15 protein-coding genes are annotated in these 13,789 nt (G+C 69.9%); 7 read left to right on the top strand and 8 right to left on the bottom strand.

Annotation, left to right across the window (positions count from 1 at the left end; all coding sequences use genetic code 11):
• Positions 1-39: 39 nt before the first annotated feature.
• Positions 40-720, bottom strand: a complete 681-nt coding sequence (gene nucS, locus ACRYCC_RS03400; protein WP_433808559.1) for an endonuclease NucS — start codon at positions 718-720, stop codon at positions 40-42.
• 140 nt (positions 721-860) lie between these two features.
• Here nucS and ACRYCC_RS03405 point away from each other — a divergent pair, with 140 nt between their 5' ends.
• Positions 861-1,355 (top strand): GNAT family N-acetyltransferase, encoded by a 495-nt coding sequence (locus tag ACRYCC_RS03405; RefSeq protein WP_433808561.1) that lies wholly within the window; start codon positions 861-863, stop codon positions 1,353-1,355.
• 28 nt (positions 1,356-1,383) lie between these two features.
• Here ACRYCC_RS03405 and ACRYCC_RS03410 read toward each other — a convergent pair whose 3' ends face one another.
• On the bottom strand, positions 1,384-1,596 hold the full coding sequence (locus tag ACRYCC_RS03410) for a DUF397 domain-containing protein (RefSeq protein ID WP_433808563.1): 213 nt from the start codon (positions 1,594-1,596) through the stop codon (positions 1,384-1,386).
• Positions 1,593-2,447 (bottom strand): helix-turn-helix domain-containing protein, encoded by an 855-nt coding sequence (locus ACRYCC_RS03415; protein WP_433808565.1) that lies wholly within the window; start codon positions 2,445-2,447, stop codon positions 1,593-1,595. Before ACRYCC_RS03415 ends, ACRYCC_RS03410 begins: the two co-directional genes overlap by 4 nt.
• 198 nt (positions 2,448-2,645) lie before the next feature.
• Here ACRYCC_RS03415 and ACRYCC_RS03420 point away from each other — a divergent pair, with 198 nt between their 5' ends.
• Positions 2,646-2,993 carry an ATP-binding protein gene (locus tag ACRYCC_RS03420; protein WP_433808567.1) on the top strand — a complete coding sequence of 116 codons (348 nt, stop codon included), beginning with the start codon at positions 2,646-2,648 and terminating at the stop codon, positions 2,991-2,993.
• Between the two features lie 84 nt (positions 2,994-3,077).
• Here ACRYCC_RS03420 and ACRYCC_RS03425 read toward each other — a convergent pair whose 3' ends face one another.
• Both ACRYCC_RS03425 and ACRYCC_RS03430 read right to left on the bottom strand, forming a co-directional pair.
• The gene (locus tag ACRYCC_RS03425; protein ID WP_433808569.1) at positions 3,078-3,539 is read right to left on the bottom strand and encodes a hypothetical protein; all 462 of its coding nucleotides are present in this window, start codon (positions 3,537-3,539) and stop codon (positions 3,078-3,080) included.
• Between the two features lie 220 nt (positions 3,540-3,759).
• Positions 3,760-4,791, bottom strand: coding sequence for an LLM class flavin-dependent oxidoreductase (locus ACRYCC_RS03430; protein ID WP_433808571.1), 1,032 nt, complete (start codon positions 4,789-4,791; stop codon positions 3,760-3,762).
• A gap of 139 nt (positions 4,792-4,930) precedes the next feature.
• On the opposite strand from ACRYCC_RS03430, the gene ACRYCC_RS03435 reads away from it, so the two are divergent.
• The 4 genes from ACRYCC_RS03435 to ACRYCC_RS03450 all read left to right on the top strand — a co-directional run bounded on the left by ACRYCC_RS03435 (position 4,931) and on the right by ACRYCC_RS03450 (position 8,820).
• Positions 4,931-6,661 carry a 3-hydroxybutyryl-CoA dehydrogenase gene (locus ACRYCC_RS03435; RefSeq protein ID WP_433808573.1) on the top strand — a complete coding sequence of 577 codons (1,731 nt, stop codon included), beginning with the start codon at positions 4,931-4,933 and terminating at the stop codon, positions 6,659-6,661.
• Positions 6,662-6,707: 46 nt separating this feature from the next.
• On the top strand, positions 6,708-7,052 hold the full coding sequence (locus tag ACRYCC_RS03440; RefSeq protein ID WP_433808575.1) for an Rv1322 family protein: 345 nt from the start codon (positions 6,708-6,710) through the stop codon (positions 7,050-7,052).
• A gap of 117 nt (positions 7,053-7,169) precedes the next feature.
• A complete protein-coding gene (locus ACRYCC_RS03445; RefSeq protein ID WP_433808577.1) occupies positions 7,170-7,895 on the top strand; it encodes an alpha/beta hydrolase in 726 nt (241 codons plus the stop codon).
• 130 nt (positions 7,896-8,025) lie between these two features.
• Positions 8,026-8,820 carry an alpha/beta fold hydrolase gene (locus ACRYCC_RS03450; protein ID WP_433808579.1) on the top strand — a complete coding sequence of 265 codons (795 nt, stop codon included), beginning with the start codon at positions 8,026-8,028 and terminating at the stop codon, positions 8,818-8,820.
• Positions 8,821-8,872: 52 nt separating this feature from the next.
• Here the strand turns inward: ACRYCC_RS03450 and ACRYCC_RS03455 are convergent, their stop codons facing one another.
• From ACRYCC_RS03455 to mce, 3 genes are all read right to left on the bottom strand, one after another.
• Positions 8,873-10,279, bottom strand: a complete 1,407-nt coding sequence (locus tag ACRYCC_RS03455) for an AI-2E family transporter (RefSeq protein ID WP_433808581.1) — start codon at positions 10,277-10,279, stop codon at positions 8,873-8,875.
• Between the two features lie 106 nt (positions 10,280-10,385).
• Positions 10,386-11,693, bottom strand: coding sequence for a DivIVA domain-containing protein (locus ACRYCC_RS03460; RefSeq protein WP_433808583.1), 1,308 nt, complete (start codon positions 11,691-11,693; stop codon positions 10,386-10,388).
• A 335-nt stretch (positions 11,694-12,028) separates the two neighbouring features.
• Positions 12,029-12,472 carry a methylmalonyl-CoA epimerase gene (gene mce, locus ACRYCC_RS03465; RefSeq protein ID WP_433808585.1) on the bottom strand — a complete coding sequence of 148 codons (444 nt, stop codon included), beginning with the start codon at positions 12,470-12,472 and terminating at the stop codon, positions 12,029-12,031.
• Positions 12,473-12,596: 124 nt separating this feature from the next.
• On the opposite strand from mce, the gene ACRYCC_RS03470 reads away from it, so the two are divergent.
• Positions 12,597-13,781: an acetyl-CoA C-acetyltransferase gene (locus ACRYCC_RS03470; protein ID WP_433809906.1), complete on the top strand. Its 1,185-nt coding sequence runs from the start codon at positions 12,597-12,599 to the stop codon at positions 13,779-13,781.
• The last annotated feature ends 8 nt before the right edge of the window (positions 13,782-13,789 follow it).

A 13,789-nucleotide genomic window follows, 5' to 3' on the forward strand; every position in this document is an offset into this window, starting at 1 on the left:
CACCTGTACCAGGCACCCGTATCAGTCACCCGGCCAGGATCAGAAGAGGGTGCCGTCCCGTTCGATGCCGCGCAGCTCGTCGTAGTCGAGGGTCACGCACTCGATGCCACGGTCGTGGGCGAGGACCTTGGCCTGCGGCTTGATCTCCTGCGCCGCGAAGATGCCGCGCACCGGAGCGAGCAGCGAGTCGCGGTTGAGCAGTTCGAGATAGCGGGTCAGCTGCTCCACGCCGTCGATGTCCCCGCGCCGCTTCAGCTCGATCGCCACGGTCGCGCCGCCCTTGTCGCGGCAGAGGATGTCGACCGGCCCGATGGCGGTCGGGTACTCCCGGCGGATCATCGTCCACCCGTCGCCCAGCGTGGTGATGTGCTCGGCCAGCAGCTCCTGCAGGTGGGCCTCGACGCCGTCCTTCTGCAGCCCCGGGTCGAGCCCGAGCTCATGGGAGTGGTCGTGCAGGATCTCGGTGATGGTGAGGATCAGCTTCTCGCCCGACTTGCCGTGCGTGACCGTCCACTTCGCGATCGCGCCGTTCTCCTCGAAGGGCTCCTCACGGAGCGAGCACGGCGGGTTCATCCAGTTCAGCGGCTTGAAGGCCCGGTCGTCGGCGTGGATCGACACCGATCCGTCCGCCTTGAGCAGGATCAGCCGCGGAGCCATGGGGAGATGGGCGGTCAGCCGGCCGACGTAGTCGACGCTGCACCGCGCGATGACGAGACGCACGCTGATGGAGCCTACCCAGCCCACGGTGCCGCCGGGGCGTGCTCGCCGACACCGGATGTGCTCCTGTCCCTCCGGCGAGCCGGTCGGCCCCCTGGCGGGATCAGGCTGCCGAAAAGGGATCAGCCGGGCAGACTGGTCGGGTGAGCGATATCAGGATCCGGCCCGCCGTCCGCTCCGACGAGGCGGCGCTGACCGAGTTGGATCGGCGTACCTGGGCTCCCGACAACGCGATCACCCCCAAGCCCGAGAAGGGCTCGGCGTTCTTCGACCACTGGCACCTGCCGGACCAGTTCCTGGTGGCCGAACGGGACGGCCGCCTGATCGGCTTCGTCCGCCTGGTGCAGGCGGTCCCGGTGCCGAGCGGGGCCCACGTCCGCCAGATCCAGGGTCTGGCCGTCGACCCCGCCGAGCGCCGTCGCGGTCTCGGCCGCACCCTGCTCGACGCCGCCTTGGACGAGGCCAGACGCCAGGGTGCGCTCCGCATCACGCTGCGGGTCCTGTCGGTGAACACCAAAGCCCGGCGGCTGTACGAGTCCATGGGCTTCGTCGTCGAAGGTGTGCTGCCCGGAGAGTTCTTCCTCGACGGCACCTTCGTGGACGACATCCTCATGGGCCGCCGCCTCGACCCCGCCTGAGCGAGCGGCGGAGCCGGGAGGACGGCCGCTAGCCGGTGAGGCGATCGGCCTTGATACGCCGGACCAGGCCGGTCCACTCGGCGGGCGCGAACGTCAGGACCACACCGTCCGGGTTCTTCGAGTCCCGCACAGAGATCAATGGCTCTGCCCGCCCCGAAACGGCCACCTCGACACAGTCGCCGCCCTCCGGGCCGCTGCGACTGCTCCTGCGCCATAGAGCCGGGGACAGATCTTGGGTCATGTTTCCGACACTAGCCGTTCGATCAGTGCCAGGGAATCGGCTTCGGGCAGCGCGGCGGCCTTCAACCGGTGGAAAGCGTCGGCATATCTGCGGACCTCGGCCTCCTCTTCGCGGTAAGTGATCTGCGTCAGTGAATCGACGATCACGACTTGCAGGTCCCCGCGCTCGCCGATGTCCAGGATTTTGAAGGCCCCGGTCATGCACGGGTGCTCACCGACCTGGAAGGGGAGCACCTGCAATTTCACGTGCGGGAGGCGGGCCGCCGAGACCAAATGGCTGAGCTGCATCCGCATGACGTCCGAAGAGCCGACCGGGCGATGCAGCGCCGACTCATCGATGATCGCCCAGACATGCGGGGGACGGGGCTTGATCAGGACCTCCTGACGTTTCATCCGTACCGTGACCAGCCGATCGAGTTGCTCTTGCACTGATCCGAAAGGACCCGTACTGATCACTGCGCGGGCGTAGTCCTCGGTCTGCAGCAGGCCAGGAATCAGGCAGAGTTCGAAGAAGTCGATGGAGACGGCATCGGCCTCGAGACCGATGAGGTCCATCGTCTCCGGTGACAGGTCGGTTCCGTACCTCTGCCACCAACCACGCTTGCGGCCGTCGCGGGACAGCGCGTACAGGCGTTGGTAAATGCCCGCTTCCGTCACACCGTATTTGTTGAGGAAGTACTCGACGTCCCGCTCGGGAGGGTGGTGCAGACCCTTTTCGATGCGGCTGATGGACGAGGCTGAACGTTTCAGTAGCCGTTCCGCCTGTGCCAGGTTGTAGCCGGCGGCCTCGCGATGGCCCTTCAACTCCAGACCGAGACGGCGTAACCGGATGGTCGGCTTGATCGTGCCCATCTGAACATTCTGACCGATGGGAATCCATCCGGTATGGAAAAACGGCGAGGGACAAAATTGCACCTCGTCGGTCGACCCTGTTGGCCGACTGTATTGATGGCGTCCCGGCCTGCGACGAAGCTGACGGCGATATCCAAGAGGTGAAGGGACGGCGGCATGGGCGCTATGACGGTTCTCGGCACACTCACCCTGCCGGGGATGGAACGCTCGGTGGCATATGCCCGACAATTCGTCCGGGACCTACTCGGCTCTGATCACCCGGCGATGTGCGACGCCAATATCGCCATGTGTGAGCTTTTTACCAATTCGCTACAGCACAGCCGATCCGGTGACGGTGGGCAGATCACCGTCGTGGTCGCGACCGGCGACGGCCTCGTGCAGATCAGCGTGGTGGACGAGGGCTCGGACGAGGTCAGGCTGGAGGTCAACGGCGATCTCATGGCCGAGAGCGGCCGGGGAATCCTCCTCATGCGGGAACTCGCCACCGAATGGGGTGTCGAGATCGAGGACGGCAGCACCACCATCTGGTTCCGGATCGCCTTCTGATCCGCCTCGGGTGGCGGGTCTACAGCGGGGATGTTCGGAGACGGCCGTCTCCGAACATCCCCGCCTTCGTCCGGCTCGGGGGACTCAGCCGAGTTTGGTGAGCACGAGGTCCAGCTTCTCGTCGAGAGTCCCGACCTTGTGCTCGAGCCCGTCGAACCTCTGGCCGAGATCACGGAACTCTTGGCTTAGTCCGTCGAACCTGCGGTCCAGGTTGTCGACTCTCTGCTCGAGCCCGTCGAACCTGCGGTCGAGGTGGTCGACCTTCTGGTCGAGCCCGTCGACTCTCTGGTCGAGGCCGTCGAACCGCCGGTCGAGGCGATCGACCTTCTGGCCGACGACCGTGACCTCTGTGCGCAGGTCGGTGAGGTCATCGCGCATGACGTTGAACATCTTCACGTTCGCCGCCTGCGACTGCTGCACGTCCTCGCGGACGGTCTGGACGCTGGACTCGATGGCGGACAGCAGGATGGCATTGCGCTGAAGGTCCAGGCTCACCAGCGCGCGCATCCGCTCGTCCATCCCCTCGGGCCACTCGATGCTCGCCATGCTCATGACGCTAACACCCGCCTTTCTTGATCGGGGGTTGGTCGGATGTCACGGGTTCGGGGTCTGTGCGACGACCTGGCAGAGGACATGGCACCGGCCTTTCGCTCGCGGGATCGGGGGTCGCCACCGGCAGGTGACCGGGGGCGGTCTCCACCCGAAGTTACCGATCCGGAGCCGCCTGTGACCGGACTTGCCGAACCTGTGGATAACCTCCGCCGGTTCAGTCGGAGAAGTGCGCGCGGATCCGGGGGAGGACCTCGGCACCGAGGCGGCCGATGTTCTCCAACGGGTCGCCGGTGCCCTCGACCAGCAGGATCAGGTGCCGGATGCCGGTTCGCTCGACGGTCGCCACCAGGGACTCCACGCAGTCGTCCGGGGTGCCGACGGCGTGCAGGTCGCACAGCTCGCGGGCGTACCGGGCCGGGTCACGCGGCGATCGCGGCCGGCCGTCCACCGGAAGGTGTCCGGCGAGACCGGGCCCGAGCCACCGCGGGAGTTCCCGGGTGAGCGCCGCCACCGCCTCCGTACGGCTCGCGGCGACATGTGCGAGGCCGGTGGCGATATGGCCGAAGCCGCCGGGCCGGACCGGTGTGTCGCGTGCGGTCGGGAAGTCGCGTGCGGTCGGGAAGGAGTCGTAGCGGGCGACCGCGGCAGCCTTCTCCCGGTCACCGACGTGTATGCCCAGCAGCATCGGCAGCCCGCGGGCGGCGGCCAGCGCCTCGGTGGCCGGGGACGTACAGGCCACCACCACCGGCGGAGGGGGAACGGCCCTCGGCACCACGGGCACCGGGCGGAACCGGAAGGACTCCCCGCACCAGGACACCCGCTCGGACTCCAGCCAGGTCAGCAGCAGGTCCAGTGACTCGGCGAAGCCGTGTTCGTAGCGGGAGAGCCCGGTGCCGAACACCTCCAGATCCATCCACGGCCCGCCCCTGCCGACCCCGAGCCGGAACCGGCCGCCGGAGACCAGCGACAGCAACGCCGCCTGCTCGGCGAGCGCGACCGGATGCTGGTTGGACAGCACGCTGACCGCGGTGCCCACGTCGATGCGTGAGGTGGCGCCGAGGACGAAGCCGGCGAGCGTCGCGGCCGACGGGCACACGCCGTACGACATGAAGTGATGCTCCGCCAGCCAGACGTCGTCGAAGCCGGCGGCCTCCGCGGCGAGGGCGGCGGCGACCGTACGGTCCAGCACCTCGGCGTGCGACTGTCCGGGCCACTGGCCGGAGGGCAGGAAGATGCCGAAGCGCACGGCCACGTCCTACCCCCGGGAGGAAGGACGCGCACTCCCTTTGCGACACTCGGACGAACGCGCGGGCGGCCGGACCGCACGGCAGAAGACCTCGCGGGCAACAGCACGGCACCATCGCAGGCAAGAGGAGACAGCGTCGATGAGCAGGTTCGGCAAGGTCGGAGTGGTGGGGCTGGGCACGATGGGCGCCGGGATCGCCGAGGTGCTCGCCCGCGGCGGCCTGGACGTGGTCGGCATCGAGATCGACGACGCGGCGCTGGCGCGCGGCCGGGCGCACCTGGAGGGCTCGACCGGGCGCGCGGTCAAGCGGGGCAGGCTCACCCAGGAGGCGCAGGCGCAGATCCTGGCGCGCATCACGCTGTCCACCTCCTTCGCCGACCTGTCCGACCGGGATCTGGTCATCGAGGCGGTCCCGGAGCGGCTCGAGCTCAAGCGCCGGGTGTTCGCCGAGCTGGACAAGGTCTGCCGCCCCGACGCCGTACTCGCCACCAACACCTCCTCGTTGTCGGTCACCGACATCGCGGTCACCACCGGCCGCCCGACCTCCATCGTCGGCGTGCACTTCTTCAACCCGGCGCCGGTGATGAAGCTGGTCGAAGTGATCGGCACAGTCCTCACCGAGCCGGCCGCGCTCGCCGGCGTGACCGAACTGGTGCGCGGCCTCGGGAAGGTGCCGGTCACCATCGGCGACCGGGCCGGGTTCGTGGCGAACCGGCTGTTGTTCGGCTACCTCAACCAGGCCGCGACCATGTACGACTCCGGGCACGCGAGCCGGGAGGACATCGACACGGCCATGAAGCTCGGCACCGGTGTGCCGATGGGACCGCTCACCCTGCTCGACCTGATCGGCCTGGACACCTCGCTGGAGGTACTGGAGGCGATCTACCGCGAGACGCGCGACCACCGGCACGCCCCCGCCCCGATCCTCCGGGAGCTGGTCACGGCGGGCCTGCTCGGCCGCAAGACGGGCCGGGGTCTCTACACCTACGACAAGCCCGGCTCGGCGGTCGTGGTGGACACCCCGGCCGCGGCGCCGGCTCCGGTGGCCGAGCGCCCGCTGGTCGGCGTGGCCGGCGCGGGCGGCGACGCTCTCCGGATCGTCGAGACCTGCGCGCGGGGCGGTGCCGACGTCCGCTTCCTCGCGAGCGACCAGACCGAGGTCGAGCGGGCCTGGTCGGCGCTGCAGGAGTCGCTCGACCGGTCCGTCGCCGACGGCACACTCGATGACGCGGCCAGGAAGGCCGCGCTGGACCGGATCACCGGTGGCCACGAGCCGAGCCGGCTGGCCGGCTGCGACCTGATCGTCGATGCGACCGCCGAGCCCGCCGCGGAGGGGCTCGCCGTGCTCGCCGGCCTCGCCGGGCCGGACGCGGTCCTCGCGACGCCGGCGTCCGGCACGTCCGTGATCGAGCAGGCGAGGGCCACCGGCCGCCCGGAGTCCGTCGTCGGCCTGCGCTTCGCGCCGCACCCCGCCGACGAGGCGAGGCCGGGCACCGTCGTCGAGGTCGTCTCCACCGCGCTCTCGTCCGCCGAAGTGGCCGACCGGGCCGCCGCGCTGGCCGGGCTGCTGGGCCTGGTGCCGGTACGCTGCCGCGACCGGGCGGGCTTCGTCATCGACGCGCTGCGCTTCCCGTACCTCAACGACGCGGCGCGCATGCTGGAGGCGGGCTACGCCGACGCCGACTCGATCGACGCCGCGATGCGGCTGGGCTGCGGGTATCCGGCCGGGCCGATCGCCGAGCTGGACCGGCTGGGGCCCGGCCCGGCCGCCCGCGTGCTGCGCGCCCTCCACGCCGAGTCCCGGGAGCCCGCGCTCGCCCCGGCCCCGCTGCTGGAGGAGTACGCGGCCGCCGGCCGCACGCTCCGCTGACGTGCGACGATCCCGGTCACCGCGCCGCGTCCGTACCCTTATGGGCATGAGCCCCCGGAAGAACCGCCGTCAGCTCGGCGGCCCGTCAGCAGGTGGTCGCGGCGGGTCGGAAGGCCCCCCGGCATCCGGCTGGTTCGGCGGGTTCCAGGACACCGAGGAGGCGCCCGACGGGGACTGGATCGTCCGTCAGGTGGCCGGCACCAACGCGGCCAAGGCGTACCGCTGTCCCGGGTGCGACCAGGAGATCCCGCCCGGCATCGGGCACCTGGTGGCGTGGCCGGCCGACTCGCGCGGCGCGGACGACCGCCGGCACTGGCACAAGCCGTGCTGGCAGGCGCGGCTGCGGCGGGCGCCGCGCACCCAGAGATCGCGGAACGCCCCACGGCACTGACGGCCCGGCCGGCCGCACAGACCCACCTCCGTGATCATGCAATCGTTCGACGAACGATTGCATGATCACGGAGGGATTCGGATCAGCGCGCAGGGATGCGCTTGGAGGAGGGTGAGCATGGGAGAGATCCGGGCGAGCACGGTGTTGCCCGCGGTGCGGACGCCGATCACGTTGCACACGGGCGACGGGCTGGAGCTGGTCGGTGAACTGGCCGTGCCCGCGGATCGCCCGCCCGTCGCGACGCTGGTCTGCCTGCATCCGCTGCCGACCGCCGAGGGCATGATGGACAGCCATGTGCTGCGCAAGGCCTCCTACCGCCTGCCCGCGCTGGCGGGGATCGCGGTGCTGCGCTTCAACACCCGCGGTACGAGCTCGGAGCGCGGCACCAGCCAGGGCACGTTCGGCGCGGGCGAGACCGAGCGGTACGACGTCGCCGCCGCGCTCGAGTACACCGAGTACCACGACCTGCCGCACCCCTGGCTGCTGGGCTGGTCGTTCGGCACCGAACTGGCGCTGAAGTGGGGGCGGGACCCGCTGGTCGAGGGCGTCATCCTGCTGTCGCCGCCGCTGCACCGGGCCACCGACGCCGATCTGGACGCCTGGGGCGCCGACGGCCGACCTGTCGTGGCACTGGTGCCCGAACTGGACGACTACCTGCGCCCGCCGGAGGCGCACGAGCGGTTCAAGCGGATCCCGCAGGCCGAGGTGGTCGCGGTCGACGGCGCCAAGCACCTGTGGGTGGGCGAGCCGTACGTGCGCATCGTGCTCGACGAGATCGTACGGCGGGTGGCGCCGGCCGCGTACCCGTTGGCCACCGAGTGGGACGGCTCCGGGTCCGGTTAACGGACGGTTAAACCCCTTCGGCCGATCGCGGCCACGGGGCACCGCAGGCGCGCACCTCTAGGCGAACATTGCCTAATCACCACAAGGGGTGCCGATCGCCGAGCCGGAAACGGGGAGAACGAACTCCATCATGAGCGTGACTCTGTACTCCAGAGATGTAGGCCAGGGAACTCCGCTCGTGCTGCTGCACGCGTTTCCGCTGTCCTCGGCCATGTGGCTGGCTCAGCGGGAGACGCTCGCGAAACGGTTCCGCGTGATCACCCCTGACCTGCGCGGCTTCGGCGGTTCGGTGCTCGGCGAGGACACGCCGTCCATCGACGTGATGGCGGAAGACGTGGCCCAGATGCTGCGCTCGAAGGGCCTCGAGCGTGCCGTGATCGGCGGGCTGTCGATGGGCGGCTACGTCGCGATGGCACTGTGCCGGCACCACCCGGAACGCGTGCTCGGCCTCCTGCTCGCCGACACCAAGGCCGCCGCGGACCTGGAGGAGGCGCAGCACCGGCGGCAGCGGATGGCCGAACGGCTGGACGACGAGGGCACGGCCAAGCCGCTGCTGGACGACGTGCTGCCGGGCCTGGTGGGGCCCACCACGCTCCGGCAGCGGGCGATGATCTACGGCCGGGTACGCGGGCTCGTACAGGCGACTCCGCCCGCGGCGGCGGCCTGGGCACAGCGGGCGATGGCCGCGCGGGAGGACTCCTTCGAGACGCTCCGGCGGACCCGTGCCCCCGCCCTGGTGGTCGTGGGCGGCGAGGACACCCTGACCACCGAGGAGGACGCGCGGGCGATGGCGGACGCGCTGCCCAACGCCGAGCTTCTGGTCATCCCGCGCGCGGGCCACCTGTCGGCGATGGAGCAGCCGGACCTGTTCAACCAGGCCGTCGCCGAGTTCGTCTCGGCGCTGGCCCGCACCTCCATGCCATGACCGAACCCTGATCGCGGCCCTGGTCGCGGGTCCCGTCGCGCGGGGTTGCGCGTCAGATCCGCTCCTGGCGGGGCATGACCACCTCGCGCAGGATCAGCGCCACCGCGGCGGCCGCGGGAATGGCCAGCAGCGCTCCGACCATGCCGAGCAGGGCACCGCCGATGAGGGCGGCGATGACCGTCACCGCGGGCTGCACGTCGACGGACCGTTTCATCACGCGCGGTGCGATGAGGTAGTTCTCGACCTGCTGGTAGATGAGGCAGAAGATCAATGTCGCGATGCCGATCCACAGGCCGGCGAAGAAGGCGATGGCCGTCACGAGGACTGCGCCGATCGTGGCCCCGACCAGGGGGATCAGGTCGGTGATGGCGACGATCAGGGCGAGGGCGATCGGATAGGGCACCCCGGCGATCAGCAGGAAGATGTACGTCGTGACGCCGGCGATGACCGAGATCAGGATGTTGCCGCCGACGTAACCGCCGATCCGGCCGAGGATCTCGTCACCGATCAACGAGACCCGGGCCCGCCGGGACCGGGGCGCGAGCCGGTAGAAGAACGTCGTGATGTTGGGCAGCGAACCGAGGAAGTAGAGGGTCAGGATGAGGATCGTCAGGGTGCTGAAGATGCCGCTCACCACGACCCTGCCGACGCCCACGATGCCGCCCGCCACCTGGGAACCGAGGTCCTTGCTGGCCAGCGTGGCCTTGAGTTTGGTCAGCAGCTGGTAGCGCTGGTCGAGCTCGTGCACCCGCGGGTTCTGCAGCAGCTGCTGCACGTAACCGGTGGGGCTGGTGGTCTCGTTGATGAAGGCGGTGATCTGCTCGGTGAGCGGCGGCACGATGGCGAAGCCGAAGCCCACGAAGAACAGCACCAGGCAGAGGAAGACCAGCGCGACCCCCCAGCGCCGGGAGATCCCCACCCGGGTGAGCCGCTCCACCGCGGGATTGAGGCCCACGGCGAGGAACATCGAGACGGTGATCAGGATCAGGACCTGCCTGATGTCCGCGATCGCCTGGATGAGGGTGTAGGCGACGAAGACCCCGAGGGCGCCGGTGAACCCGAACATGAACGGGTGGGCTTGGCCGAGCGGACGGCCGGGCCGGCCGAGGGGGAACTGATCGTCCACACCGGCCTCGCGCTTGCGCTGCTCGATGTCGACGAGCGGGTCGGGGATGACGACCTTGTCGGTGATCGAGGCGGCCGTCCGGTCGGCGGCGGAGGCGGCCGACGCGGCGGCGAGTGCCCTGTCCGCCGACATGGCGTCGGCGTACGACCGCTCGTCGGACGACGCGTCGCCCGGCGCGGCACCGTCCGACGACGAGGTGCCGGAGGAGGGCCGTGCCGGGGGCGTCGGAGCGGATGGGATCTGGTCGGGCGACGACGGTCTCGGCACGACGGGGGCGTCGGGGAGCTCGGCGAACGTCTCCTCCCGGTCATGCCGGGGAGTGTCCTCAGGCACGCCGGTCTCCTCTGTTCGGGGGGTGTTCGGGTCGGATGCCGAAAAGCCTAGAGGCAGTATGACGCCTCTAGGCTTTTCGGCTAACTCGTGGTGAGTCAGGTGGTGCTTACTCCTGCCACCAGTCCTCGTCCTCGTCCTTGGCCGGCTTGGCCTTCGCGGCGACCGGAGCCGCAGCGGGGGCCGCCTGCTTGGGAGCCGGAGCCGGCTTGGGCTCCGGGGAGGACAGCGCCGGCTTCTCGGCCGGAGCCGAGATCTCCTCGACGGCGGGCATCGTCGGCTGCATGCCGCCGATGAGCTGCCGCAGCTGGTTGAGGTGGCTGGTGATGCTGTCCCGCTGGCGGGTGAGCTCGTCCACCTGGCGCTGCGCGGCCGTACGGATGCGCTCGGCCTCGGACTTGGTCTCCGCCAGCAGCTGCTCCGCCTGGCTCTTCGCCTCGGCGATGACCTGGTCGGAGTTCTTCCTGGCGTTCGCCATGAGCTGCTTGGCGTGCGAGTCGGCCTCACGCCGGGTCTGCTCCGCCTGCTGGGTGGCCTTGGCCGCCCGCTGCTCGGCGGAGGCCGCCCGCTGCTCGGCCTCGGCCACCAGCTTCTGGGTGGCCGCCTGGGCCGCGGCGTGCCGCTCGGCGTCCTGCCGGTCGGCCTCTTCGCGCCGGGCCGCCAGCTGGATCTCGAACTCCGCCTCGGCCTGAGCCCGCTGAGCCTCGCTCTCCTCCAGGATGCGCTGGGCCTGGGCCCGCATCTCGTCGGCCTGCCGCTTGGCAGTGGTGAGGATCTCGTCGCGCTCACGCTTGGTGGACGCCCGGAGCTGGGCCACCTCGCGCTCGGTGGTGGTGCGGAGCTTGGCGATCTCGCGCTCCGCGCTGGCGCGCTTCTCGGCGACCTCGTGGTCGGCGGTGGCGCGCAGCTTGGCCACCTCGCGCTCGGTCGTGGAGGTCAGCTCCTCGGCCTCACGGCGAGCGCTGGTGCGGACCTCGTCCGCCTCGCGCTCGGCCGCGTTGCGCATGTCATCGCCCTCGCGCTGGGCGTTGGCACGCAGCTCCGAGGCGTCGTTCTCCGCGGTGGCGCGGTGTTCGGCGGCGTCGACCTTCGCGGCGGCCTTGATCTCGTTGGCCTCGGATCGGGCTGCCTGGACGAGCTCGGTGGCCTGCTCCTCCGCGAGCCGGAGGAGCTGCTCGATGCGAGCACCGAGGCCCGAGTAGGTCGGCCTCTCCTGCTCCTGGAGCTGCCGGTGAGAGTCGGCCAGTTCACGCTGCAGAGCTCCGGTCTGCTCGCGTGTCTGCCGGACCTCGTTGTCGAGCTGTTTGATGTGCTCGTCGACTTGGTGCCGGTCGTAGCCGCGAAGCACCACGTCGAACTCGCGTGGGGGCGTGTCTTCGAAGAAGTTACTGAGCTGGGCGTCGATGTCGGACTGCATGAGGCTCAATCCTGCTGTGACGGGACGGCTACGGGTAGTTCCGGGACTGGCCGATCTCCTGGCTTGCGGACGTGTCGTACGGCCTCGGACCTCTCCCGGCGAAAGCAGCGTACTCCGGCTGCTGCCGTGTTGGGGGCTCATCTGAACGCACTGCGTGTTTTGTCTTGTTTGTGATGCTTCTTGGGGCAGAGGGGTTGACCGGGGAAGGTGCCTGGAAAAAGCCTCATATCCGGCCTAAACACCCCATGGGCGCTCCGGAAATCTCGCTGAGTGACCAAGTGATTTCGATCACGTCACGAAACGGACTACCCGCGCAGGCAGCGGCGGGGGCGGCCTCAGTGCCCGGCCGCGGCCTGCACCAGCTCGGTCAGCACCCCGCCGCAGTCCTTGGGATGGAGGAAGGTGATCCGGGAGCCCATCGACCCCCGGCGCGGCGCGTCGTACAGCACCCGCACGCCGCCGGCGCCGATCCCGTCGGCCTCCTCCTGGACGTCGCCGTCGGTGCCGAAGGCGATGTGGTGCACGCCCTCTCCGTTCTTGGCCAGGAACTTCGCGACCGGGGAGTCGTCACGGATCGGCTGGATCAGCTGGAGATAGGTCGCGCCCCCGTCACCGGCATCATTGATCTTCAACATGGCCTCCCGGACGCCCTGCTCCTCGTTGACCTCGAAGTGGACGTCCGCGTCGTCCGCGCCGAAGCCGTAGGTGCGGCGGTAGAACTCGACGGTCGCGTCGAGGTCATGGCAGGCGATCCCGATGTGGTCGATACGTGTCAGCACAGCTCGCTCCGCTCACCTGTTTGCCACGAGGGCTCGCGCTGGTGTGACCCGGCCGCGAGCGGCCCCATCTTCGTTGATGAGTATCGTGGCAAACATCGCCGCCGTACTCCTGGGAGACCCCCTCATGACCTCTGTGATCGTCGCCGGGGCACGTACGCCCATCGGGCGCCTGCTCGGTTCCCTCAAGGACTTCAGTGCCGTCGACCTGGGCGCGATCGCCGTCAGGGCGGCACTGGAGCGGGCCGGAATCACCGGCGACCAGGTCGAGTACGTGATCCTGGGCCAGGTGCTGCAGGCCGGCGCGGGCCAGATCCCGTCCCGGCAGGCGGCGGTCAAGGCCGGGATCCCGATGAACGTCCCGTCGATCACCATCAACAAGGTCTGCCTCTCCGGGCTGGACGCCATCGCGCTGGCCGACCAGCTCATCCGGGCCGGCGAGTTCGACATCGTGGTCGCCGGTGGCATGGAGTCGATGACCAACGCCCCGCACCTGCTGCCCAAGTCGCGCGGCGGGTACAAGTACGGCTCGGTCGAGGTGCTCGACCACCTGGCCTACGACGGGCTCACCGACGTCTACGACGCCTGTTCGATGGGGGAGTCGACCGAGCGCTTCAACGGCAAGCTCGGCCTCGGCCGGCAGGAGCAGGACGAGTTCTCCGCCCGCTCGCACCAGCGCGCCGCCGCCGCGATCAAGAACGGCCTGTTCGAGGACGAGATCGTTCCGGTCGAGATCCCGCAGCGGCGCGGCGAGCCGGTGGTGTTCGCGGTCGACGAGGGCGTACGGGCCGACACGACGGCCGAGTCGCTCGGGAAGCTGCGGCCGGCGTTCGACAAGGACGGCACCATCACGGCGGGCTCGTCCTCGCAGATCTCCGACGGGGCCTGCGCGGTCGTGGTCATGTCCAAGGCCAAGGCCGAGGAGCTGGGGCTGACCTGGCTGGCCGAGATCGGCGCGCACGGCAACGTCGCGGGGCCGGACAACTCCCTGCAGTCGCAGCCGTCCAACGCCGTGCGGCACGCCCTCGGCAAGGCGGGGCTGTCGGTGGAGGACCTGGACCTCATCGAGATCAACGAGGCCTTCGCCGCAGTCGGCATCCAGTCGATGAAGGATCTGGGCGTCGGGCCGGACAAGGTCAACGTCAACGGCGGCGGGATTGCGCTGGGCCACCCCATCGGCATGTCCGGAGCCCGGATCCTGCTGCACCTGGCCTACGAGCTCAAGCGGCGCGGCGGAGGCACCGGCGTGGCCGCCCTCTGCGGCGGCGGCGGCCAGGGCGACGCCCTCGTCATCCGCGTTCCCGCCTCCTGACGCACCCC

It is taken from the genome of Actinomadura scrupuli, assembly GCF_050971785.1.
GTDB classification, from domain to species: Bacteria; Actinomycetota; Actinomycetes; order Streptosporangiales; family Streptosporangiaceae; genus Actinomadura_E; species Actinomadura_E scrupuli.